The following is a 24,007-nucleotide window of genomic DNA, read 5'->3' on the forward strand; positions in this document are numbered from 1 at the left end:
ATTTTTTTATCTTTTTTTTTCTGGACGCATTTGTGGAAAAAATAACACTTCTTGAATTGATTTTTTTTGAGTCAATAACATTACTAAACGATCGATTCCAATTCCAATTCCTGCAGTCGGAGGCATACCAAATTCCAAAGAACGTATAAAATCTTGATCAATTGATATAGATTCGTCTTTTATGTTTTTTTCGGAAAATTTCATTTGTTCTCGTAAACGATTCAGTTGATCTATAGGATCATTAAGTTCGGAATAAGAGTTAGCAATTTCTTGACCATTGATAATGAGTTCAAAACGTTCGGATAAATTTTCTTTATCACGGTGTTTTTGGGTTAAAGGACTCATTTCTATAGGATAATCAATAATAAAAGTAGGATCGATATAATTTTTTTCGCATTTTGTTTCAAAAATATTTTCAATCAGTTTAGCCTTACTCATTTTTATATTTTCTTCTATATGCAATTTCTGACAAACTTTTCTTAGTTTATCCTTTCCCATTTCTTTGATATTAAATCCGGTATATTTTTGAATCGAATCTAGTATTGGGATACGAGGAAAAGGAGTTTTAAAATTAATATGATGATTTTTTTGAAATTTATTACAGATACATTTCATTAATTTTTCTGTAAAATTCATCATCCAGTAATAATCTTTATAAGCAACATAAAGTTCTAATACGGTAAACTCTGGATTATGAAAACGATCCATCCCCTCATTTCTAAAATTTCTGGAAAATTCATATACCCCATGAAATCCTCCTACAATCAATCTTTTTAAATAAAGTTCATTAGCGATACGTAAATATAATGGAATCCCCAGTGTATTATGATACGTTTTGAAAGGACGAGCTATAGCTCCTCCAGGAATGGATTGTAGAATGGGAGTATCTACTTCTATATATTCTTGATCATTTAAGAAATTCCTTATTTTTTGTATGATATGTGTCCGTTTTAAAAAAATTTCTTTTACATGATCATTGACTATAAGATCAACATAACGCATACGATAACGCTGTTCCGTATTGGAGAAAGCATCATATATTTTTTTATTTTTATCCACTTTGACTTGTGGTAAGGGTCGTATAGATTTAGACAATAAAGTGAATTGATGAACATGTATGGTGATTTCATCCATTTTTGTCTTAAATAAAAGACCTTTTATTCCAATGATATCTCCTATATCTATAAGTTTTTTCAAAAAAATATTATAAGCATCTTTTTTTTTCATGTTATTCGAAGATAACAATAAATGATCCTGAGTAAAATATATTTGTATACAACCCGTATGATCTTTTATCTCCCCAAAAGAAGCTTTTCCTAAAATACGTAAACGCATTAAACGTCCAGCTATACTTATAGTTTCTTTTTCCTTAAAATTTTTTTGTATCTTACAAATGGTCGTCGTTGTAATATATTCTTCTGATGGATAAGGATTGATTCCCAACAATTTCAGTTTATCTAGTTTTTTTCTTCGTATAATTTGTTGTTCTGATAAATAGATCATAGAATGATTTATGTGTATGTCTTCCATACGAAACGAACGAATTGAATGAAACGAAGGTACATTTGTTATATAAATTTTTCACAAACTATGAAAAAAAAAATACTTTTTTTAGAAGATTTAGGAAAAAAAGAATATCAAGAAACTTGGAAATATCAAAAAAAATTATTTGATGATATCATACAAAAAAAAATAAATAAGACACCCGATCAAAAAGCGGGATATTTTCTATTTGTAGAACACCCTCATGTATATACCATAGGAAAAAATGGAAAAAAGAATAACCATTTATTGGTTTCATCTGATTTTTTAAAAAAAATAGATGTTTCTTTTTATCAAACAGATCGAGGAGGAGATATCACTTATCATGGGCCTGGACAATTGATAGGATATCCCATTTTAAATATGGATTATTTTTTTACGGATATTCATAAATATCTCCGTCTTTTAGAAGAAGTGATTATCCATTTTTTATGGAAAAATTATGAAATCAAGGGAGAACGAAAAAAAGGAAAAACAGGAGTTTGGTTTAATGTAAAAAATGGAAAATCCAGAAAAATATGTGCAATAGGAATTAGAATGAGTCGTTGGGTAACGATGCATGGATTCGCTTTAAATGTCAATACAGATTTACAGTATTTCAATTATATTATACCTTGTGGAATTGATAATCAAGAAGTAACTTCTTTAAAAAAAGAATTAAAAAATAATGATATCTCTTTTCAAAAAGTGAAACATATGGTAAAGGAATCTTTTCAAGAAATTTTTGATGTCGAATTTATAAATATACCAAAAAAAATGGTATTTTAATTGATGGGTTCGACTATCATAATTCCATCTTTATCTATTTTTTTGATCAATACATCTTGTAATGTATTTTCATATATGGAAAAATTGTATGAATGTAATCGCATTTTAGTTCTAATATAATTTTCTGTATATCCATACAAATATTCTTTATGACGAGAATTTTTTTCGAATAAAACGGTTTTTTTAGTATAAATTTGTTTTTTACAGAAAAAACGGTATTTTTTGTTTGAAAGGATTCTTAAAACTTGATTTCGTTTCCCTTGTATTTTTTTAGATACATTTTCCTGTATTGTGCTAGATTGTGTATGAGGTCTAGAAGAATAGGTAAATATATGTAAAGATGAAATTTCTAATTTTTTCAAAAAATGAAAAGTTTCCAAAAAATTTTGATGTGTTTCTCCAGGAAAACCAACAATAATATCAGAACCTATATAAGCATCTGGCATTAAAGATCGAATTTTATTTACTTTTTCTTGATAAAGTTCTCGTCTGTAACGTCTATTCATTTTTAATAATATTTCATTACTTCCAGACTGTAAAGGGATATGAAAATGAGGGACAAAATGTTTACTTTTAGATAAAAATTCAATACATTCATTTTTAAGCAAATTAGGTTCTATAGAAGATAAACGAATTCTTACTTTTTCTTGTATTTGATCTATAGCTTGTATTAAATCAAAAAATGTATATAACGGTCTATTTTTTTCGTTTTTTCTATAATCGCCTATATTGATGCCTGTTAACACGATTTCTTTAACTCCTTTATTAAAAAGAAATCTAATATTTTTCAATATGTTTTCGATTTTTTCAGAACGAGAAGGCCCTCTTGATATAGGAATAATGCAATAACTACACTTATAGTTACATCCATCCTGGATTTTCAAAAATGAACGAGTTCTATCTCCAACGGAAAACGATGTAAAATAAGTTTTTTTCGAAATAATATTTGCATAATATTTTTTTCTCAAAAACCATTCTCGATTTATATAATCTATAATTTTAAATTTTTCTTCATAACCTAAAACCAGATTAACTCCAATGATAGAAGATACCTCTTTAGGATTTAATTGAGCATAACATCCGATTGCGACAATAAAAGCTTTTGAATTTTTATTCATAACATTACGTACGATATGCTTAAATTCAATTTCTGCATTTTTTGTGACAGAACAACTATTGATCACATAAATATCTGCATAACTATTGAAAGGAACATGTTGATAATCTAAGTTAGAAAACTTTCTTGCTATGGTAGAGGTTTCTGCGTAATTGAGTTTACAACCCATGGTATGAAATGCTACTTTTTTTTTCAAGATTTTTGGGGGCTCTTTGAGGAAAAATAATCTACAATTCCACTATGACTAGCTTTTATCGTTCTTTTTCCTTTTGTCCAATTTGCAGGACATACTTCTCCACTTTTTTCATAATATTGAATAGCATCTATCATACGAATAGCTTCATGGACATTCCTTCCTATAGGAAAATCATTAATTAAAAGATGTTTGATAATCCCTTCTTTATCTATTAAAAATAAACCTCTATAAGCAATAAGTTCTCCCGTTGCTTTTAATTCTTCATTATTGCAAATCCAATTTCCAGATAATACTCCATAGTTATGAGATATAGTCTTATTTATATCCGAAACAATAGGATAAGTGACTCCATGTATTCCTCCTTTTTCTTTTGGCATCTGTAACCAAGCCCAATGAGATTGTTCTGTATCCGTAGATACGGCTATAATTTGTACATTTCTCATTTCAAAATCATGAATTTTTTCTTGAAATGCATATATTTCTGTGGGACAGACAAAAGTAAAATCTTTAGGATAAAAGAAAAGTAAAACATATTTACTTCCTTGAAATTGTTCTAAAGTAAAATTTTGTACAATATCTTTCCCATTTAAAACCGCATTTGCCGTAAAATTTGGCGCTTTTTTTGAAATTAATGTATTCATTTTTCACATATTTATACGCACGAATTTACCAAAACTTAAAAAAATAAAAAAATAAAACAAAAAAAATCAGACATATCTATGTAATTTTTTATGAAGTTCATTTTTAACATTTGTTAAATACATGATTTTTTTAAAAAAAGCTTCTCTATCCTCATCTTTTGTAAGATAATTTTGATAATGTATGATTTCTTTTTGAATCAATTTAGAGATATGTAAAGATTTATATCTCAATAAAACATCATGAATATATTGATTCATGTGATCCTCTTGAGAGGATACTTGTATTCCTTTTCTATCCCATTTGGATAATGAATACGATTTTGTATTTTTTTTGTTTGAAGAATTTGAAGAAATTATTTGTTTATTTCGTAAACAAACTTGATTAAATATTTCTTGATTCTTTTTTAAAAAAAAACGTAAGTTATAGGATTTAAATACGCGTAATACTTCTTCTATAACCGTTGTATTGTGTGCTTTTTTTTTGATGATTTTATTTCCATGATTTAAGATTAATTGAATTAATTCTTCTTCAAGAAGAAGAAGAGTATTTCTTTTTTTGAAAAAAAACTTAGAGTCTCTCTTAATCTGAATAGAACTAAATTTATGTGCATTTTTTTCCTTTATTCTTCTCAATTCAGAAATCAGAATTTTTTGACGAATATTTAGTATTTTTGAAGCTTCTTGCAGGTATAATTCCTTTTGAATAATATTAGATATTTTTGAAATACTATTCAAAATATTTTTGACTAAAAATGATTTCTTAATGGGATCATCTTTATGGAATTTTTCATATATTTTTTGTTTAAAGGAAACAAAATTGTAACTATTTTTGGCTACAAAATCTTTGAATTGAGAAAAAGAATATTTTTTAGATATAAAATCTGGATCTTCTCCATTATAAATGAATAATATACGTAAATTCATTTCTTGTTCTAGTATCATATTTATCCCTCTTAAAGAAGCTTTAATTCCAGAACGATCTCCATCATAAAAAAGAACAATATTTTTTGTAAATTTTTTGATCAATAGGATTTGATCTACGGTGAGTGAAATACCAGAAGAAGAAACTACATTTTTTATACCAAATTGATGTAAAGAAATCACATCTGTATATCCTTCCACTAAATAACAAAAATTTTCTTTCAAAATATTCTTTTTAGCTTGAAACAAGCCATATAAAATTTTACTTTTTTGAAAAATATTACTTTCTGACGAATTTATATATTTAGTGCTTGAATATACAGAATTAATATTTCTTCCTCCAAAACCTATAACTTTTCCTGATAAATTATGTATTGGAAACATCACACGTTGACGGAAACAATCGAAAAAATGATTAGTTTTTCTAAAAACTGTTAATCCAGATTGTTGAATATCCCGTATTTTAAATCCTTGTTTTGATACAGTTTTTGTAAGTAAATTACAAGAAATAGGAGCATAACCTAATTCGAATTTTTGAATAATTTTTATATCAAAACCTCTTTTTTGAATTAAATAATTCAATCCATTTTTTTGTCCTTCTTTAGTGTCATATAATTGATGAATAAAAAAACGTTTCGCATAATCTTGAATCAAATACAATTTTTCTTCTTCTTCATTATCCTTGTTGTCTTCTATCTCATCAATCTTGACATCATATTTTTTGGCAAGAAAACGTAATGATTCCTTATAAGTAAAATGTTCATGCTCCATCAGAAAAGTGAGTATATTTCCCCCTTTTCCAGAACTAAAATCTTTCCATATTTTTTTTGTAGGAGACACTATAAGAGAAGGTGTTTTCTCATTAGAAAAAGGGCTTAGTCCTCTATAATTAAAACCACTTTTTTTTAATTCTACAAAATCTCCAATAACATCTTCAATACAAGAAATAGAAAGTATTTTTTTTACAGTTTCTTTAGAAATCATTAAATAATGTTTAAATTCCTAATTTCATTTTATGAATAATTTTTTTTGGATTAGAATCGGAAAAAATAGTAGTTCCTGATACCAATATATCTGCTCCATTTTTGAATAATAAAGAAGAATTTTCTAAATTAATTCCTCCATCTACTTCTATGAGAGCAGAAGAATCTTTTTTTAATATTAAATCTTTAGTATCTTCTAATTTTTGATATGTTTGATGAATGAATTTTTGTCCACTATAACCAGGATTAACACTCATTAATAAAACAAAATCTATATCTTTAATAATATCTTGTAAAAGAACAACTGGAGTATGTGGATTCACAGCTACACCTACTTTCATTCCATTTTCTTTAATGTAAGAAATTGTTCTATTTAAATGAACGCAAGCTTCGTAATGAATATGTAAATGATTAGCTCCACAAGCTTTTAACTCTTCAATATAGCGTTCTGGTTGGAAAATCATTAAATGGACATCCATAGGTTTATCTGCATATTTTTTTACATATTTCGTAAACAAAAATCCAAAAGAAATATTAGAAACAAAAGAAGAGTCCATTATATCAAGATGAAACCAATCTGCCTCACTTTTATTTAACATTTCTATTTCACGATATAAAAAAGCTAAATTTGCTGAAAATAAAGATGGAGCTATAATTTTTTTCATATTTTTATTTTATAGTAGGAATATAGGAATATTTGATCAAATCATGACTTCACTAATTCCAGTATGAGAAAACCCTCCATCATGATATAAATTTTGCATGGTTACTTTTCTTGTTAAATCTGAAAATAATGTAATTATATAATTAGCGCAATCTTGTGTAGAAGCGTTTCCTAACGGAGATATTTTTTCAGATAATATTAAAAGTTTATTAAACCCTTTAATGGCTTTTGCTGCTCGTGTTATACTAGGAGACTGTGATACAGTATTAACCCTTACTTTTTCTTTAATTCCCCAATGATAACCAAAATTGCGCGTAATACTTTCTAAATAAGATTTATAATCTGACATATCTCCATAATCTGGAAAACTTCGCTGAGAAGCAATATATGTAATAGCGACAATAGAACCCCATTTATTCATGGCTTTTTTATTCCAAGCTGTCTGCATAATTTTATGATAAGATACAGCAGATATTTCCCATCCTTTTCTCAAAAATTCATAATTTAAAGAAGTATAAGTTAAACCTTTTCGTATGTTCATAGACATAGCTATGGAATGTAATAAAAAATCTATTTTTCCTCCAAAATAATCTAATGTTTTTTCAAATAAAATATTAAGATCTGATATAGAAGTCGCATCTGCTGGAATCACCATAGATTTTGTTTTATGAGATAATTCATAAATTTTACCTACCCTTAAAGAAGCTGGTGTATTAGTTAATACAAAAGATGCTTTTTCTTCATGAGCACGTTCGGCTACCTTCCAAGCAATCGAACTTTCATCCAAAGCTCCAAATATAATTCCTTTTTTTCCTTTCAATAGATTGTAAGACATAGTTAAAATATTTCACTAAAAATACCTATTTTTTGAAATATTAAATATATCCTTGATTACGGATAAATAATCCAACTTTTCCCATGTAAAAAGTTCTACTTCTTGTTTTTTTTGATTTCCTTTAATATCCAAAAAAGACTTATACACTTTTTTTGGAGTTTTACCCATATGTCCATACACAGATGTTTCCTCATACATTGGTTGACGCAATTTCAACCTTTTTTCTATAGCATAAGGACGCAAATCAAAAATTCTTTTGATATTCAACGCAATGTTTTCATTATCTATTTTTGATTTACCATAGTTATTGACAAAAATTCCAATGGGTTCTGCAATCCCTGCAGCATAAGATATTTGTATGAGCAATTCATCTGAAATTCCTGCAGCCACCAAGTTTTTGGCGATATGTCTAGCCGCATAAGCTCCAGATCTATCCATTTTAGATGGATCTTTTCCCGAGAAAGCTCCTCCACCATGAGCCCCCCTTCCTCCATAAGTATCTACTATTATCTTCCTTCCGGTCATACCGGTATCCCCATGGGGGCCTCCCGTGACAAACTTTCCTGTTGAATTAATGTAATATTTTGTTCGATTCGTAAATAATTTTTTTATATTTTTGATATTATTCATTACTCTTGGAATGAGAATATTTTTAACATCATCAACTATGCGTTGATGCATTTTTTCTTTTGTATCAAATTCATCATGTTGAGTGGAAATGACAATAGTGTGAATATATAACGGAACATGAGCATCAGAATATTCTAAAGTGACTTGAGATTTTGCATCTGGACGTAAATAAGTCATTTTGTCTCCTTCATTTCGAAGAAATGAAAGTTCTCTTAATATACAATGTGATATTTCTAATGATAAAGGCATATAATTTTCCGTTTCATTCACAGCATAACCAAAAACTAAACCTTGATCTCCAGAACCTTGCTCTTCTTTTTTCGATTTTTGAATTCCCTCTAATAGATCCAAAGATTGTTCTTGAATTGAAGAAAGAACGCCACAAGAATCTGCATGAAATCTATATTCATTTTTATTGTATCCTATTTTTCTAAGTATATCACGAGCTATTTTTCTTACATTCACCCAGGTATTAGAATTGACTTCTCCAGCTAATATAATTTGACCCGTGGTAACTAAAGTTTCTATAGCTACTTTTGCATTTGGATCATACGCTAAAAAATGATCTAATATAGAATCAGATATTTGATCTGAAATTTTATCAGGATGACCTTCTGAAACAGATTCGCTGGTAAATAAATAAGACATTTTTAGAAATCAAATAATAGAATTTATTTTTTTTTTACAATGAATTATTTAACTTGATTCTGAATTTTCATAGATTCTTGATGTAACAATTTAAAAACTCCTTCAAGTAATTCTTCAGAAATTCCTAAACTTTTCCCCAAATTCATAGATCTTTTCATAATATCTTTCCATCTATTAGGTTGAAAAATAGCAATATCTGAATCTTTTTTTAAAGTTCCCAATTTTTTGGAAATATTCATTCTTTCGGCTAAAAGTGCAATAATATTTTCATCAAGTTCATCAATTAAAATCCTAAAAGAATTTAAATATCTTTGATTTTTTGGATCACATTTTTCGATATTTCTTAATTCTTTTAACATTTCCAAAAGATTTTCTGGAGTGATTTGTTGTTGAGCATCGCTCCAAGCATGATTAGGATCACAATGACTTTCGATCATTAATCCTTCACATTTAAAATGATAAGCTTTTTTTGCGATATCCAAAATTCCTTTTTTATTTCCACAAATGTGTGAAGGATCACATATAATAGGAATTCGAGGAATAAGATCTTTTAAACTCAATAATAGATTCCAATTAGGTTGATTACGATATTTTGAGTTTTTATAGGTATAAAATCCACGGTGTATCACTCCTAATTTTCTAATTCCTTTACCCAATAAACGTTCTAAAGCTCCTATCCATAATTCTATATCAGGATGAATTGGGTTTTTTACTAAAATAATTTTATTTTTTTCTCCTTCTAGTTCTAGAGCATCTGCTATTTCTTGAATGGTAAAAGGACTCGCCGTACTTCTGGCTCCTATCCAAAGAACATCTACTCCAAAAGAAATAGCTAATTTTATATGTTCTGCATTGGCGATTTCTGTCGCTATCATTAACCCCGTACTTTTTTTAACTTTATGAAGCCATTCAAGTCCTTTTTTTCCAATACCTTCAAAATTATTGGGTTTTGTTCTAGGTTTCCATATTCCAGCTCTAAATACTTGAATATATGAAGAATTCAATCTATGAGCTGTTTCTAATATTTGTTTTTCACTTTCTGCACTACAAGGACCGGATATAATGAAAGGTTGATTCCACTTATCAATCCAAGATCTATCTATATTATTATTCAAGTTTTCCATTACAACACATTTAATTTACACATATTTTTTATTTTTTATATTGTTTGCCTCTTTCATATATTGATTTATTTGATGAAATTTCTTTTTTATTAAATAATTACGAAATTTATTTAAATGATCAATATAAAAATCTATAGCTTGAATGACATTATTTCTATTTGAAATAAAAATAGGTAACCATGTTTCAGGATTGCTTTTCGCCAAACGTGTAGTTGAATTTAAACCACTTCCCATCATATTATTAAAAATTTTTTCTTCATTTTTAAATTTTTTTAAAACGGTATTAGCTAAAGAAAAGGAAATGACATGAGGTAAATGAGATATATAAGAAATATATAAATCATGTTCTTTGGATGTCATATAAATCACACGCATTTTCATAATAGAATAAATTTCTGTAGCGGTAGATATTGCATCTGGAGCACTAAGTTCAGAATCACAAATAATGCATTTTTTTTTATAGAATAAATCATAATCAGCTGAAATAGGGCCAGAATTTTCAATTCCTGCAATTGGATGTGTTGCAACAAAACGACTTCTTTTAGGATGAGAAAAAATCCTATTACAAATATCATATTTCGTAGATCCGGTGTCTAAAATGACTGTATCCATACTAATTTGATTTAGAATGTTTGAAAGTATATTTTCGATTTTGTTTACAGGAATAGATAAAATAATTACGGAAGATTGTATAATGAGATCCTGCAAGGGAATTATATCATCTACAATTCCAAGTTGTATAGCATGTAATTCATTTTCTTTATTAGAATCCGTTCCTATAAATTTATCTCCAAAATTGTATTTTCTCAATCCTAAAGCAATGGATCCACCAATTAAACCTAATCCTATTATTCCAATATTCATGACAAAATTCGATTTTTAGCTTCTTCTAAAATTTTTATTGGACAACACATAGAAAATCTTAGATATCCTTTTCCATTAGAACCAAATATTCGCCCAGGCGTTACAAATATGTGATAAGTTTTTAAAAAATTTTCGGACCATATACTATCATTTTGATCTACATCAGTAATTTTTGCCCAAACAAATATTCCCGCACTTTTTTTTTCATATTTTAAATTCAAATAATCACATAACTCCCATATAATTCTTCTTCGTTTAATATATTCTACATTTAGTTCTTCAAACCATTTTGAATTGTGATTCATAGCCTCTATCGCTCCAATTTGAATGGGATAATACATACCAGAATCCATCTGACTTTTTATTTTCAATATATTTTGAATAAATTCCTTTTTTCCTATTATCATTCCCACACGCCATCCAGGCATATTATAACTTTTGCTTAAAGAATTTAATTCCAAAGCTATATTTTTAGCCCCTTTTACATTAAAAATACTTAAAGGATGTTCCTGATTTAATATCAAACTATAAGGATTATCATGAACAAGTAACACATGATTTTTTTTCGCAAAAAAAACAATTTTTTCTAATTTTTCAAAGTCAATTGTAGCTCCCGTCGGCATATGAGGATAATTAATCCACATCATCTTGACTTTTGATATTGAAAGATCTTCTAATTTAGGAATCCAATTTTCATCCTCATGAAGGTCATAATAAATAATTTTTGCTTCTAAAAGTTCTGATATAGAGGAATAAGTCGGATATCCGGGATTTGGAATTAATACCTGATCCCCCTTATCTAAATAAGACATACTTATATGCATAATTCCTTCCTTTGAACCCATTAATGGCAAAATTTCATGTTTAGGATCAACATCTACTTGATAGACTTTTCGATACCAACTAGAAATAGAATTACGTAGGGTTTCTATTCCAATATAACTTTGATAAGTATTAGCATGCTTTAATTCTGACGCTTTTTTCATTTTATGTACAACCTCATATGGGGGAAGAAGATCAGGATTTCCAATTCCTAAATTAATGATTTTTACTCCATCTTTTTCAAGATTATGAATTTCCTTCATTTTTTTTGAAAAAAAATATTCTGATATTTTATACGTTCTTTTTGCTGCTACAATCATTAGGATGTAATTCTACCATTTTGATATTCTCCCATAATAGATAATTGATGAAGACAGGGAATTTTTTGTATTCGTTTTTTCATTTTTTCATAATCTTTCATATTGTTAAATATAATATCGACATAAAATGAATATTCCCAAGGTCTTTGAATGATAGGAATAGATTGTATTTTTGTCATGTTAATTCCAATACTAGATATAAGACTCAATATCTGAGATAAACTACCAGTAGTATGCAATATTTTGAATATCAATGAAGCTTTATTGAAATAATCATTTTTTTGTTTATAACAATTTTTAATAATAAAAAATCTGGTAAAATTACTTGTAATAGTTTGTATATTTTTAGAAATGATTTCCAGACCATACTCTTTAGCCGCATTTTCGGACGCTATGGCAGCTAAACCTTTTTTTCTGCATATAGAAATATATTTAGCAGCAGCAGCTGTGTCCGAATATTCAGATATTTTTATATAAGGATGTGTATCTATAAATAATTCACATTGTAAAATAGCCATAGGATGAGAATATATCTCCTTAATATCTTTTATATTTTGTCCTGGATAAGGGTAAGCCATGAGATGATGTTGTATTGGCATATATACCTCTCCCACTATTTTTAAATTATATTCAGATAAAAGACTGTAATTTGTCAATATCGTTCCCGCTATGCTATTTTCTATAGCCATGACACCGATATCTACATTAGATTCAGAAACAGAAATAGCTACTTCTCTAAAAGAAGAACATTCCATTAACTTATAATTACATCCTTCAAAATATTTAGAAACAGCTGCATGATGAAAACATCCTTTAACTCCTTGTATTGCTATTTTTTTCATGAAACCAAAAAAAAGATAGAATCACTATCAATCAAGCGGAAAAATTTGAAACAAATATAAAAAATTATTCTATTTTATACAATTTTTACAATTGAAATGATCAAATATGAATTGATCACAAAAAAATTAAAACGGTTAACTTTATGTTTTCGTATTCTACTATTTTATTATGCAAAAGAAAAAATCTTCTATAGGATGGAGGAATGAGAACCAGCGTCCTTCTCTTTCAGAAGTTTTTTCTTCCGTTTCTGTTCCTAAACAGAAAGGAATATGGAAAAAACTTTTTGCTTTTACTGGTCCAGGATTATTAATTGCTGTAGGATATATGGATCCAGGAAATTGGGCTACAGATATTGCTGGTGGTTCTAAATTTGGTTACATGCTTCTATCCGTTATTTTTATATCCAATTTTTTTGCTATTATTTTGCAACATTTAGCTTTAAAATTAGGAATTGTTTGTGAAAGAGATTTAGCTCAAGCTTGTAGAGATCATTATCCATCTTTTATTAGTTTTATACTATGGGTATTATGTGAGATTGCAATTGCCGCTTGTGATTTAGCTGAAATTATTGGTTCTGTATTGGCTTTAAAATTGCTTTTTGGCATTCCTATTACATGGGGTGTATTAATTACAGCTGTAGATGTTTTAATTATTTTATTTTTTCAATATAAAGGGTTTAGATATATTGAAAGTGTAGTTGCCGCTTTAATTTTTACAATATTAGTTTGTTTTAGTTTTGAAATTATTAGTTCCAAACCTGAAATTTTTCCCATATTAAAAGGAATTATTCCGAATCCTGAAATCATAAAAAATTCGCATTCTTTTTATATATCTATAGGAATATTAGGAGCAACGGTAATGCCTCACAATCTTTATCTTCACTCAAGCATCATACAAACCAGAGATTATCCACGTACTATTGAAGGTAAAAAAATGGCTATAAAATATGCGACTATAGATAGCACCTTATCTTTATCTTTGGCTTTTTTTATTAACGCAGCTATATTAATTATATCTGCATCTACTTTTCATAAAGCTGGATATACAGAAGTAGCAGACATCATGGATGCACACGAACTATTAACTCCTATATTGGGGTCTAGTCTATCTGGAGTTTTTTTTGCATTAGCTTTACTTGCATCGGGACAAAATTCAACATTAACCGGAACACTAGCTGGACAAGTAGTCATGGAAGGGTTTCTTAATATAAAATTAAAGCCTTGGATTCGAAGATTAATCACAAGACTTATAGCTATTGTTCCAGCTATAATCGCCTCGATTGTTTATGGAGAAAAAGGAACAACTAAATTATTAATAATTAGTCAAATTATTTTATCAATACAATTAAGTTTTGCTATTATTCCACTGGTGAATTTTACGGGAAATTCTGAAAAAATGGGAATATTTGTAAATGGAATGATTCTACAAATATCAGCTTGGTTGATCACCATTATTATTGTATTATTAAATTTATTTTTATTATATAATACTTTATTGGGAAAAAGATAATACTTCAAAATTTAACGTAAATTCTCGTTTCCGATGTAATCGGATAGTTGCTTGATGTTTCCCTATTGATTTAATGACTTTATTTCCAGGTATTCTAATAAATTTTTTATCTATAGAAATTCCTTCTTTATTCAAAATTTTCATCAGATATTGATTATTAATAGAACCGAAAAGTTTACCTCCTTTTCCTACCTTTACTGGGATTTTAATGGTTAAATTTCTTAATTTATCTTCTATTTCTTTTGATTTTTCAATTAAAAAACGTTCCTTTTTAGAACGTTGTTTCAATATTTCATGAATATTTTTTATAGTTCCAGGTAATGCTAAAACAGCATATCCTTTAGGAATTAAATAATTTCTAGCATAACCAGGTTTTACATCTAATTCATCGTATTGAAATCCTAAGTTTTCTATATCTTTTTTGAGAAGAATTTTCATTTTATCTTAAATCATCTGTAATAAAAGGTAAAAGTCCAATATGCCTACATCTTTTAATAGCTGCATTTAATTTATTTTGATTTTTTTGTAAAGTTCCTGTAATACGACGTGGCAAAATTTTACCTTGCGCATTCAAAAATTTTATTAAAAATGTAGGATCTTTATAATCTATATATTTAATATTACTTTTTTCAAAAAAGCAATATTTTTTTTCTACTTTGGTTTCTATTTTAATAGGAGATAAATATCTTAATTCATTATCTACTATTGATTTGGGATGTTGATTATTTTCCTCTAATATCATAATTTTTCATCTTTTTTTAACAATTTTTTTCTTCTACTTTCAGCATATTTGATTCCATACTTATCTAATTTTACAGTTAAAAAGCGTAAAATACGCTCATCTTGTCTTAATTTCAATTCTAAATCAGAAACTAAATCAGAATTTAACAAAAATTCAAACAAGTGATAACAACCACTTTGTTTTTTTTGAATGGAATATGCTAGTTTTTTTAAACCCCAATGTTCCTGATAAACGATTTTTCCTTTTTTTTGTATGATGTAATTTTCATATTCTTTTGCTGTTTCTTTTGCTTGAGCATCCGATAATATAGGTGTTATTATTATAATATTTTCATAATGTTTAAGCATTGATTTTATTTTTATAAAAACGTAAATCTATATTTTTATGTTATTTTTTCAAAAAAAATTCTAAATTTTTTCTTTGATTTGATTCATCAGTTTTTCGATACGTCGTATACTTTCTTCTTTTCCTATCATTTCCAAAATGATGAAAATATCAATTCCTTTTAGAACCCCTACTAAAGCTAAACGAAATAATTGCATGATTTTATATTTATTTTTTGTTTTTTGAAACAAAAATTTCAAATTTAAAGAGGTAAATTCATTTATATTGATATTGCATAATAATGTCTTGGCTTGATCTAATTGATCAATAGTGTTTTCATGACAAATTTTACTGAAAAAATTAGCTTCATAAAAACTAGGAGAAATAAAAAAATAAAAAGAATGTTCCCATATTTCATGAATAAAATGAATCCGATCCATTGTTAAATGAATAACTTTCCATAAATAATCTTTTTTACATAAAATAGAACGTGTTTGGATTTTTTCAAAAAGAAAAGCAAATACATCTTCTTTTTTTAAATGTTTTTTATTAAACCAACTCGCTTTTTTAATATCAAAACAAACACCATATTTTTTTATTCTTTCTAAAGAAAAAAAACTGATTAATTCTTGTAAAGAAAAAATTTCCTTTTCAACTCCAGGATTCCATCCTAATAAAGCTAACATATTTACAAATGCTTCTGGAGAATAACCTAATTCTCTATATCCTGGTATGATAATTTTGGTTTTTGGAATTTTCCATTGTATAGGATATATAGGATAATTTAAATTGTCTATATTTCTTTTGCTAATTTTTCCTTTTCCATTATGTTTTAAAATTAAAGGTAAATGTGCAAAATGAGGAGGAGTCCAATCCAATGCTCTATATAATAATACATGCAAAGACATAGATGGTATCCATTCTTCTCCTCTTATCACATGAGTAATTTTCATTAGATAATCATCTATTATATTAGCTAAATGATAAGTCGCAAAACCATCTGATTTTAACAAAATTTTATCGTCTAAATAATCTGTATCAACTATTATAGTTCCACGTATAATATCATACATTTTTAATTTTTCTCCAGGTTTGATTTTAAATCGAACAACATAAGAACAAGATAGCAATTTATCATGTAATTGTTCTTTCGTCATAGTTAAAGAATTATTCAAAGACATTCTAATTCTAGAATTGTAAGAAAAAGTGAACCCATTATGATTATATTCTTTTCTTTTTTTTTCAATATCTTGATCGGAATCAAAAGCATAATAAGCATGTCCTTTTCTTAACAATTTATCGATATACATACGATAAATATTTCCCCTTTTAGATTGATAATAAGGAGAATAAGAACCTCCATACCCAACTCCTTCATCGGGTTCTATCTGACACCATTTTAATGTTTCCAAAATATATGATTCAGAATTATCAACAAATCTTTTTCGATCAGTATCTTCTATTCTCAGAATAAATGTACCACCATGTTTTTTAGCAAAAAGATAATTATATAATGCGGTTCGAATTCCACCTAAATGAAGTGGACCTGTCGGACTAGGAGCAAAACGAACTCTTACAGAATGTAGTGACATAATTTAATAAAATTTTATTTTCCAATACAAAATTTTGAAAAAATATTTTTGAGTATATCTTCACTTGTGATTTCTCCCGTAATTTCTCCTAAATATCGTAACGCTTCTTTAATATATACCGATATCAAATCCACTGAAACTCCTTGATTAAAAGCTTGATGTGCTAATGATAGTTCTTTTAATGATAGCTTTAAAGCTTCATAATGTCTATATTGTGTTACCACTATTTTTGTTTCTTTCAATTTATTCAAAAATAAAGAACTCAAAGTATTGAGTACTATTTTGACTTCATGATAATTTTTTGCCGAAATTTCAAAAAAATAAGGAATTTTTGACTTGAAATTTTCAAAATCATGACAAACGGATATATCTGATTTATTCGCTATGACAAAAATATTTTTCAATGGATATTTTTTATAAATATTTTGAATATCACTAATAATTTTTTGTTTTTTTTTATTCGAAGAATCAAAAATGTATAATATGACTTGAGCCTCTTCTATTTTTTTCATGGTTTTTTCCACTCCCATAATTTCTATAGGATCCTGTGATTTTCTAATCCCTGCTGTATCTAAAAAATGGAAAATAATTCCATTTAAAATAATTTCTCCTTCCACACAATCTCTAGTCGTTCCTTTTATATGAGATATAATGGAACGATCTTCTTGAATGACTTGATTAAAAAAAGTAGATTTTCCTACATTTGGTTCTCCAATAATGACCACATAAATTCCTCTTTTTATAGCGTTTCCTAACGAAAAAGATTCAATTAAATCTTTTAAAATTTTTTCTATATCTTGTAAAAAAGAAAAAAGTTCTGATCTTTTAGCAAAAATTATATTTTCTTCATAAAAATCCAATTCCAATTCTAGTAAAGAAGAAAAATTCAATAATTTTTTTCTTAATCCATGAATCATATTAGACAATCTCCCTTTGATATGTTGTAAAGATAGTTCGTGACAGATTTTATTTTCAGATACAATCAAATCAGCTATAGCTTCCGCTTGTGATAAATCTACTTTTTGATTTATAAAAGCACGAAATGTAAATTCTCCAGGACGAGCCAAACGGATTCCTTTTCTAATGAGCAATTGCAAAATTTGTTGTTGAATATAATAAGAACCATGGCATGAAATTTCAATCATGTTCTCTCCTGTATAAGAAAAAGGAGATTTAAAAATTGAAACTAAAACTTGATCTAATAAATTATGATTTTCTGCTTTAATATATCCTAAATGAATAGTATGTGTAGATTGATTCTCCAGTTTTTTTCCAGGTTTAATAGAAATAAAAATATTTTCAACAATAGATATGGAATTTTTTCCTGAAATACGAATAACAGAAATGGCACTAGATCCAATAGGAGTTGCTAAAGCAACAATGGTATCATCATCTAACATAAAAAAATTATTTAATAAATATTTTTTTTTGAAATTCGCATCATTTTAACTTCATAAGTTATGATATATTTGGACAAGTTTTATTGTTTTTTTCAAAAAACTCTTAAAGATTTATATACAGAATCTAAAGAAAGAGAAAATCTATTTTTTTTACTCACTACTCATATTTTTAAATGCGACAAAACAACTATTTTATTACGATTAAGTCAAAAAGAAAAAATAAATTTTTTGATTTACGATAAATTAATAAAAAAATTATGGGAATTAAAAAAAAATAGACCCATACAATATGTCATTGGTCATTCCTATTTTTTAGGAATTAAATTCATAGTTAATGAAAAAGTATTCATTCCAAGACCAGAAACAGAAGAACTTGTATACTGGATATTACAAGATCATAAGGTTTACAATCATGATAATAAAAATCCCGTTCAAGTATTTGATATTGGAACAGGAAGTGGATGCATCAGCATTACTTTAAAAAAAAAAAAACCTGAAATTGTACATATTTATGCTATTGACTTTGATACAGAAGCTCTGGATATAGCTCGTAAAAACGCAAAATTACATAATGTGAAAATTTCATTCAAAAATGTAGATATTTTAAAAGATATAATGTCTATCCCCGCAAGTAAAAATTATGTTAACATTATTGTTAGTAATCCTCCTTACGTAAAACTATCTGAAAAAAAACTTCTACATCCAAATATTGTTCAATACGAACCTTATCAAGCTTTATTTGTTCCTGATGAGGATCCTTTGATTTTTTATAAAAAAATTTCTTTTTGGATCCAAAAAAAACTAACTGGAATTATTTATGTTTATTTTGAAATCAACCAATTTATTTATTTAGATATTATTAATTTTTTGAGAAAAAAAGGATTTTTAAATATAGAAATCAAGAAAGATTTTCAAGGTTTTTTTAGAATGGTTCGTGCCGTTTATTACACAAAATAAACAAAATTACAATATAAAATGGATAAAAAAATAGAAAAAAAAATATATAAAATCAGAAAAGAATTATTAAAATATAATGACCAATATTATAATTATGATACTTCGGAAGTATCCGACTTATATTTTGATCAAAAATTAAAAGAATTATCTTTTTTAGAGAAAAAATATCCTGAATTACAGGATACTACTTCTCCTACAATGAAAGTCGGATCAAAAATTCATGAAAAAAATTCTATTTCTACTGTGAATCATCAATACAAAATGTACTCTCTTAGAAATACCTATTCTAAAAAAGAATTAATGATTTGGAAAACCAAAATCAGTCAATCAGTTCATTCTTTATCTTTTGTTTGTGAACCCAAATATGATGGAGTGTCTGTTAATTTAATTTATCAAAACGGATTTTTAAAAAATGCGGTTACTCGTGGTGATGGAGAGAAAGGAGAAGATGTTACAAAAAATATAAAAACGATCCCATATATTCCTTTAAAATTAAAAGGGAATCACTATCCTACGTATCTTGAGATACGTGGAGAAATTATTCTTTCTATAAGAAATTTTATAGAAATCAATAAAAAACGTATCAAAAATGGACAAATTCCTTATGTCAATCCTAGAAATACGGCGAGTGGAACATTAAAAATTCATGATACTCAAGAAGTACGTAAAAGAAATTTATTTTGTATCGTATTTCATGTTGTAGGAAATAATTTACCTTTTGATACACAATATGAAGCAATAAAATATATAAAATATTGGGGATTTAAAGCTCCGGATACAACACGTTTTTGCAAGAGTATGAAAGAAATATTCCATTTTATAGACTTTTGGAAAATTTATCAAAATCAACTTCCTTATCAAACGGATGGAATAGTCATCAAAGTTAATGAATATCAAAAACAATTCCTGTTAGGATTTACGAATAAATATCCACGTTGGGCTATCGCCTATAAATTTAGACAAAAATTATATGAAACCCAATTATTAAGTATTACATTTCAAGTAGGACGTACGGGGATTATTACACCTGTTGCTAATGTTGTTCCTACTTTTATAACGGGAACTACAATAAAAAGAGTCGTGCTTTATAATGATCGTTTCATACAAAAAATGGGGATTCATTATGGAGATACACTTTTGTTAGAAAAAGGAGGGAATATTATTCCAAAAGTAACAGAAATAAATATAAAAAAAAGATCAAATCAAACTTTTCCTGTATTTTTTTTGAAAAAATGTCCATCATGTAATAGTATTTTGACGAAAAAAAATGAATTATTTTATTGTACTCATCAAAATTGTTTTTCTCAAAGAATAGAAAAAATCATGCATTTCGTAAAAGTTATGAATATAAAAAAAATTGGAAAAAAAATAATTCATAAACTATATAAAAAAGGCTTTTTATATAGTTTTTATAATTTATATGAATTGAAAAAAAAAGAACTACTTCAAATTGATGGAGTTAAAGAAAAACTAGCATGTAGTATTTTAAATAATATAGAAAAATCGAAAGAAAACCCTTATTACAGGATACTATTTTCCTTGGGAATTCGTCATGTAGGAGAATATATTTCCAAGAAATTGACAGATAATTTTTGGAATATAAATTCTTTAATGCATGCAAGTTATCATCATTTAATTTCGATTTCTGGTATAGGTAAAGAAATTGCAACAAGTATCATTACTTATTTTTCAAATACAGAACATAAGCACATCATTAAAACGTTGGGAAAATATGGATTACATTTTTACAAATGTCCTATCACGAAAAAATATTCTTTTTTTGAAGGAAAATCTTTTGTATTTACAGGTAAATTATCTTGTATGACTCGTGATGAAGCTAAAAATATAATAGAATCTTTAGGTGGAAGAGTATATAATACCGTAAATAATGAAATTAATTTTATAGTAGTTGGAAAAAATTTCGGTTCCAAATTAAAAAAAAGTATGAAAAAAAATCATGTAATTATTTTAACAGAACATATTTTTTTGAAAATGCTTAAAAAAGAAAAAAAATGAAAATCAACCAATTTTAATGGTTACTCGTGATTAATTTAAGTCCGTATTGATGGTTTTTTTTTTCATATAGAAAACAGTATATTTAATTGTGGAGATTGATTCTTAGATGAGTTAATCCATCATTTAAGTCAGAAATCTATTTTTTTATGTTATTAAAAAATATATTTACAGAATCTGGATTCGAGTCTGAAGCTGAGTTTATACCCTTAATGAGTCAAGATGAAGAAGATCAGTTACTTAAAGACGATATTCCTGAACAATTATGTATCTTAACAGTAAGAAATATGGTTTTGTATTCTGGAATTGTTTTTCCAATTATAGCAGGAAAAAGTGGATCCATACAATTGTTACAAGATGCTTATGGTTTAGATAAAACAGTAGGAGTATTAACACAAAAAAATTCTGGTATAGAAAATCTTAGTGAAAAAGATTTGTATTCTATTGGAACGGTTGCTAAAATATTGAAATTATTGAAAATGCCTGATGGAAATACAACCGTTATTTTACAGGGAAAAAGAAGATTTAAAGTCAATCGTTTTATTCAAAATGATCCATATTTTAAAGCAGAAATTATAGCCTTAGAAGAAAATAAACCTTCCTGTAAGGATAAAGAATACCTTGCTTTAGTCGAATCTATAAAAGAAATAGCTATAAAAATTATTCAAGATAATCCCAACATTCCATCAGAAGCTAGCATTGCTATTCGTAATATAGAAAGTCCTTCTTTTTTAATAAATTTTGTAGCAGCTAATATGAATTTAGCGACTAGAGATAAACAAAAGTTATTAGAATACGATGATTTGAAAAAAAGAGCAATGGAAACGTTACGTTTTCTCAATGTGGAACATCAACAAATTAAATTAAAAAACGATATTCAATCCCGTGTTCGTAGTGATATGGATCAGCAACAAAGAGAATATTTTTTACATCAGCAAATTAAAGCCATACAAGAAGAACTCGGAGATATTTCTTATGAAAAAGAAATAGATGAAATGCGGGCTAAAGCTTCCAGAAAAAAATGGCCAAAGGAAGCAAAAAAACAATTTGATAGGGAATTACTAAAAATGCAAAGAACTAATCCTCAAATGCCAGAATATACAGTACAGAGGAATTATTTGGAATTAATGATTGATCTTCCTTGGGGGAGATATTCTAAAGATAATTTTGATTTAGAATATGCACAAAAAATATTAGATAGGGATCATTATGGACTGGAAAAAGTAAAAGAACGTATTGTAGAATATTTAGCTGTATTAAAATTAAGGAAAGATATGCGTTCTCCTATTCTATGTTTTTACGGTCCACCTGGAGTAGGAAAAACTTCTTTAGGAAGATCTATAGCTACCGCCCTGAAAAGAAAATACGTTCGTATTTCTTTGGGCGGATTACATGATGAATCAGAAATACGAGGACATAGAAGAACTTATATAGGAGCTATGCCGGGTAGGCTATTACAGTCTATTCGAAAAGTAGGGACTTCAAATCCGGTTTTTGTTATAGACGAAATTGATAAGATGGGAATAGGGGCAAATGGAGATCCTTCTTCTGCCATGTTGGAAGTTTTAGATCCTGAACAAAATACCTCTTTTTACGATAATTTTTTAGAAATGGGGTACGATTTATCAAAAGTATTATTTATTGCTACAGCTAATTCACTTTCTCATATTCAACCGGCATTAATAGATAGAATGGAGGTTATAGAAATGAATGGATATACTGTAGAAGAAAAAACACAAATTGTCAAAAAACATATATTACCTAAACAATTAAAAGAGAATGGATTAAAAAAGTCTGATTTGGTACTTGGAACAAAACAAATAGAAAAAGTCATTGAAAGTTATACAAGAGAATCCGGATTGAGAACTTTGGAAAAACATATTGCTAAATTAGCACGTTATGTAGCTAAACATATTGCTATGAATAAGAAATATGTAAAAAATTTAAGTATAGAAAAAATAGAAAATATTCTTGGAATTCCAAATGATCCAGATCGTTATGAAGAAAATAATGTTCCGGGTGTAGTTACTGGTTTAGCTTGGACTCATTTTGGAGGAGATATTTTATATATTGAATCTAGTTTATCTAAAGGTAAAGGTCATTTAAGTATTACTGGTAATTTAGGGGAGGTGATGAAAGAATCTGCAACAATTGCTTTACAGTATATTAAAGCTCATTATAAAGAATTTAACATAGATCCTATCATGTTTGAAGAAAAAAATGTACATGTTCATGTTCCTGAAGGAGCAGTTCCTAAAGACGGTCCATCTGCAGGAATAACAATGTTAACATCTCTAGTATCAAGTTTTACTAAAAGAAAATTAAGACCTCATTTAGCTATGACAGGAGAAATTACCTTAAGAGGGAAAGTTCTTCCGGTGGGTGGAATTAAAGAAAAAATTCTAGCAGCGAAACGTGCGAATATTAAAGAAATTATTCTTTCACAGGATAATAAAAAAGATGTAGATGAAATTAAAACCGAACATTTAAAAGGATTAACCTTTGATTATGTTAGAAATATGAATGATGTAATTCATTTATCTTTATTGTAA

Annotated in this window: 21 protein-coding genes; 5 read left to right on the plus strand and 16 right to left on the minus strand. The window is 27.3% G+C overall.

Annotation, left to right across the window (positions count from 1 at the left end; all coding sequences use genetic code 11):
• Window positions 1-6: 6 nt before the first annotated feature.
• Window positions 7-1,503, minus strand: coding sequence for a lysine--tRNA ligase (gene lysS / locus H0H66_RS01435; RefSeq protein ID WP_185858236.1), 1,497 nt, complete (start codon window positions 1,501-1,503; stop codon window positions 7-9).
• A gap of 87 nt (window positions 1,504-1,590) precedes the next feature.
• Here lysS and lipB point away from each other — a divergent pair, with 87 nt between their 5' ends.
• Entirely contained in the window at window positions 1,591-2,310 is a 720-nt protein-coding gene (gene lipB, locus H0H66_RS01440) for a lipoyl(octanoyl) transferase LipB (RefSeq protein WP_185858209.1), read from the plus strand.
• Here the strand turns inward: lipB and mtaB are convergent.
• The 10 genes from mtaB to H0H66_RS01490 form a co-directional block, all read right to left on the minus strand.
• On the minus strand, window positions 2,307-3,626 hold the full coding sequence (gene mtaB / locus H0H66_RS01445; protein WP_185858237.1) for a tRNA (N(6)-L-threonylcarbamoyladenosine(37)-C(2))-methylthiotransferase MtaB: 1,320 nt from the start codon (window positions 3,624-3,626) through the stop codon (window positions 2,307-2,309). The two genes, lipB and mtaB, sit on opposite strands and share 4 nt — an antisense overlap.
• A complete protein-coding gene (locus H0H66_RS01450; RefSeq protein WP_185858210.1) occupies window positions 3,620-4,264 on the minus strand; it encodes a peroxiredoxin in 645 nt (214 codons plus the stop codon). The genes mtaB and H0H66_RS01450 overlap by 7 nt, the downstream gene beginning before the upstream one ends.
• Window positions 4,265-4,330: 66 nt before the next feature.
• The gene (gene dnaG / locus H0H66_RS01455) at window positions 4,331-6,169 is read right to left on the minus strand and encodes a DNA primase (RefSeq protein WP_185858211.1); all 1,839 of its coding nucleotides are present in this window, start codon (window positions 6,167-6,169) and stop codon (window positions 4,331-4,333) included.
• Between the two features lie 10 nt (window positions 6,170-6,179).
• The gene (gene rpe / locus H0H66_RS01460) at window positions 6,180-6,833 is read right to left on the minus strand and encodes a ribulose-phosphate 3-epimerase (RefSeq protein WP_185858212.1); all 654 of its coding nucleotides are present in this window, start codon (window positions 6,831-6,833) and stop codon (window positions 6,180-6,182) included.
• A gap of 36 nt (window positions 6,834-6,869) precedes the next feature.
• Window positions 6,870-7,667, minus strand: coding sequence for an enoyl-ACP reductase FabI (locus tag H0H66_RS01465; protein ID WP_185858213.1), 798 nt, complete (start codon window positions 7,665-7,667; stop codon window positions 6,870-6,872).
• A gap of 15 nt (window positions 7,668-7,682) precedes the next feature.
• The gene (gene metK, locus H0H66_RS01470; protein WP_185858214.1) at window positions 7,683-8,945 is read right to left on the minus strand and encodes a methionine adenosyltransferase; all 1,263 of its coding nucleotides are present in this window, start codon (window positions 8,943-8,945) and stop codon (window positions 7,683-7,685) included.
• Window positions 8,946-8,989: 44 nt separating this feature from the next.
• Window positions 8,990-10,069, minus strand: a complete 1,080-nt coding sequence (locus H0H66_RS01475; protein WP_185858215.1) for a bifunctional 3-deoxy-7-phosphoheptulonate synthase/chorismate mutase type II — start codon at window positions 10,067-10,069, stop codon at window positions 8,990-8,992.
• Between the two features lie 15 nt (window positions 10,070-10,084).
• Window positions 10,085-10,933: a prephenate dehydrogenase gene (locus H0H66_RS01480; protein ID WP_185858216.1), complete on the minus strand. Its 849-nt coding sequence runs from the start codon at window positions 10,931-10,933 to the stop codon at window positions 10,085-10,087.
• Window positions 10,930-12,075, minus strand: coding sequence for a pyridoxal phosphate-dependent aminotransferase (locus H0H66_RS01485; RefSeq protein WP_185858217.1), 1,146 nt, complete (start codon window positions 12,073-12,075; stop codon window positions 10,930-10,932). Before H0H66_RS01485 ends, H0H66_RS01480 begins: the two co-directional genes overlap by 4 nt.
• Window positions 12,075-12,917, minus strand: a complete 843-nt coding sequence (locus H0H66_RS01490) for a prephenate dehydratase (RefSeq protein WP_185858218.1) — start codon at window positions 12,915-12,917, stop codon at window positions 12,075-12,077. The genes H0H66_RS01485 and H0H66_RS01490 overlap by 1 nt, the downstream gene beginning before the upstream one ends.
• 169 nt (window positions 12,918-13,086) lie before the next feature.
• Here H0H66_RS01490 and H0H66_RS01495 point away from each other — a divergent pair, with 169 nt between their 5' ends.
• Window positions 13,087-14,427, plus strand: coding sequence for an Nramp family divalent metal transporter (locus H0H66_RS01495; protein WP_185858219.1), 1,341 nt, complete (start codon window positions 13,087-13,089; stop codon window positions 14,425-14,427).
• Here the strand turns inward: H0H66_RS01495 and rplI are convergent.
• From rplI to mnmE, 5 genes are read right to left on the minus strand one after another with little or no spacing between them, the layout of a single operon-like run.
• Window positions 14,410-14,865: a 50S ribosomal protein L9 gene (rplI, locus tag H0H66_RS01500; RefSeq protein ID WP_185858220.1), complete on the minus strand. Its 456-nt coding sequence runs from the start codon at window positions 14,863-14,865 to the stop codon at window positions 14,410-14,412. The two genes, H0H66_RS01495 and rplI, sit on opposite strands and share 18 nt — an antisense overlap.
• A 1-nt stretch (window position 14,866) precedes the next feature.
• Window positions 14,867-15,169, minus strand: a complete 303-nt coding sequence (gene rpsR / locus H0H66_RS01505) for a 30S ribosomal protein S18 (RefSeq protein WP_185858221.1) — start codon at window positions 15,167-15,169, stop codon at window positions 14,867-14,869.
• Window positions 15,166-15,516: a 30S ribosomal protein S6 gene (gene rpsF, locus H0H66_RS01510; RefSeq protein ID WP_185857700.1), complete on the minus strand. Its 351-nt coding sequence runs from the start codon at window positions 15,514-15,516 to the stop codon at window positions 15,166-15,168. Before rpsF ends, rpsR begins: the two co-directional genes overlap by 4 nt.
• 60 nt (window positions 15,517-15,576) lie before the next feature.
• Entirely contained in the window at window positions 15,577-17,085 is a 1,509-nt protein-coding gene (gene gltX, locus H0H66_RS01515) for a glutamate--tRNA ligase (protein ID WP_185857701.1), read from the minus strand.
• A 14-nt stretch (window positions 17,086-17,099) separates the two neighbouring features.
• Window positions 17,100-18,485, minus strand: a complete 1,386-nt coding sequence (gene mnmE / locus H0H66_RS01520) for a tRNA uridine-5-carboxymethylaminomethyl(34) synthesis GTPase MnmE (protein WP_185857702.1) — start codon at window positions 18,483-18,485, stop codon at window positions 17,100-17,102.
• 60 nt (window positions 18,486-18,545) lie between these two features.
• On the opposite strand from mnmE, the gene prmC reads away from it, so the two are divergent.
• The 3 genes from prmC (at window position 18,546) to lon (ending at window position 24,007) form a co-directional block, all read left to right on the plus strand.
• Window positions 18,546-19,442, plus strand: coding sequence for a peptide chain release factor N(5)-glutamine methyltransferase (prmC, locus tag H0H66_RS01525; RefSeq protein ID WP_185857703.1), 897 nt, complete (start codon window positions 18,546-18,548; stop codon window positions 19,440-19,442).
• Window positions 19,443-19,460: 18 nt separating this feature from the next.
• Window positions 19,461-21,458 (plus strand): NAD-dependent DNA ligase LigA, encoded by a 1,998-nt coding sequence (gene ligA, locus H0H66_RS01530; protein WP_185857704.1) that lies wholly within the window; start codon window positions 19,461-19,463, stop codon window positions 21,456-21,458.
• A gap of 146 nt (window positions 21,459-21,604) precedes the next feature.
• Window positions 21,605-24,007 carry an endopeptidase La gene (gene lon / locus H0H66_RS01535; RefSeq protein WP_185857705.1) on the plus strand — a complete coding sequence of 801 codons (2,403 nt, stop codon included), beginning with the start codon at window positions 21,605-21,607 and terminating at the stop codon, window positions 24,005-24,007.

Source organism: Blattabacterium cuenoti, from assembly GCF_014251595.1.
Classification (GTDB): Bacteria; Bacteroidota; Bacteroidia; order Flavobacteriales; family Blattabacteriaceae; genus Blattabacterium; species Blattabacterium cuenoti_Q.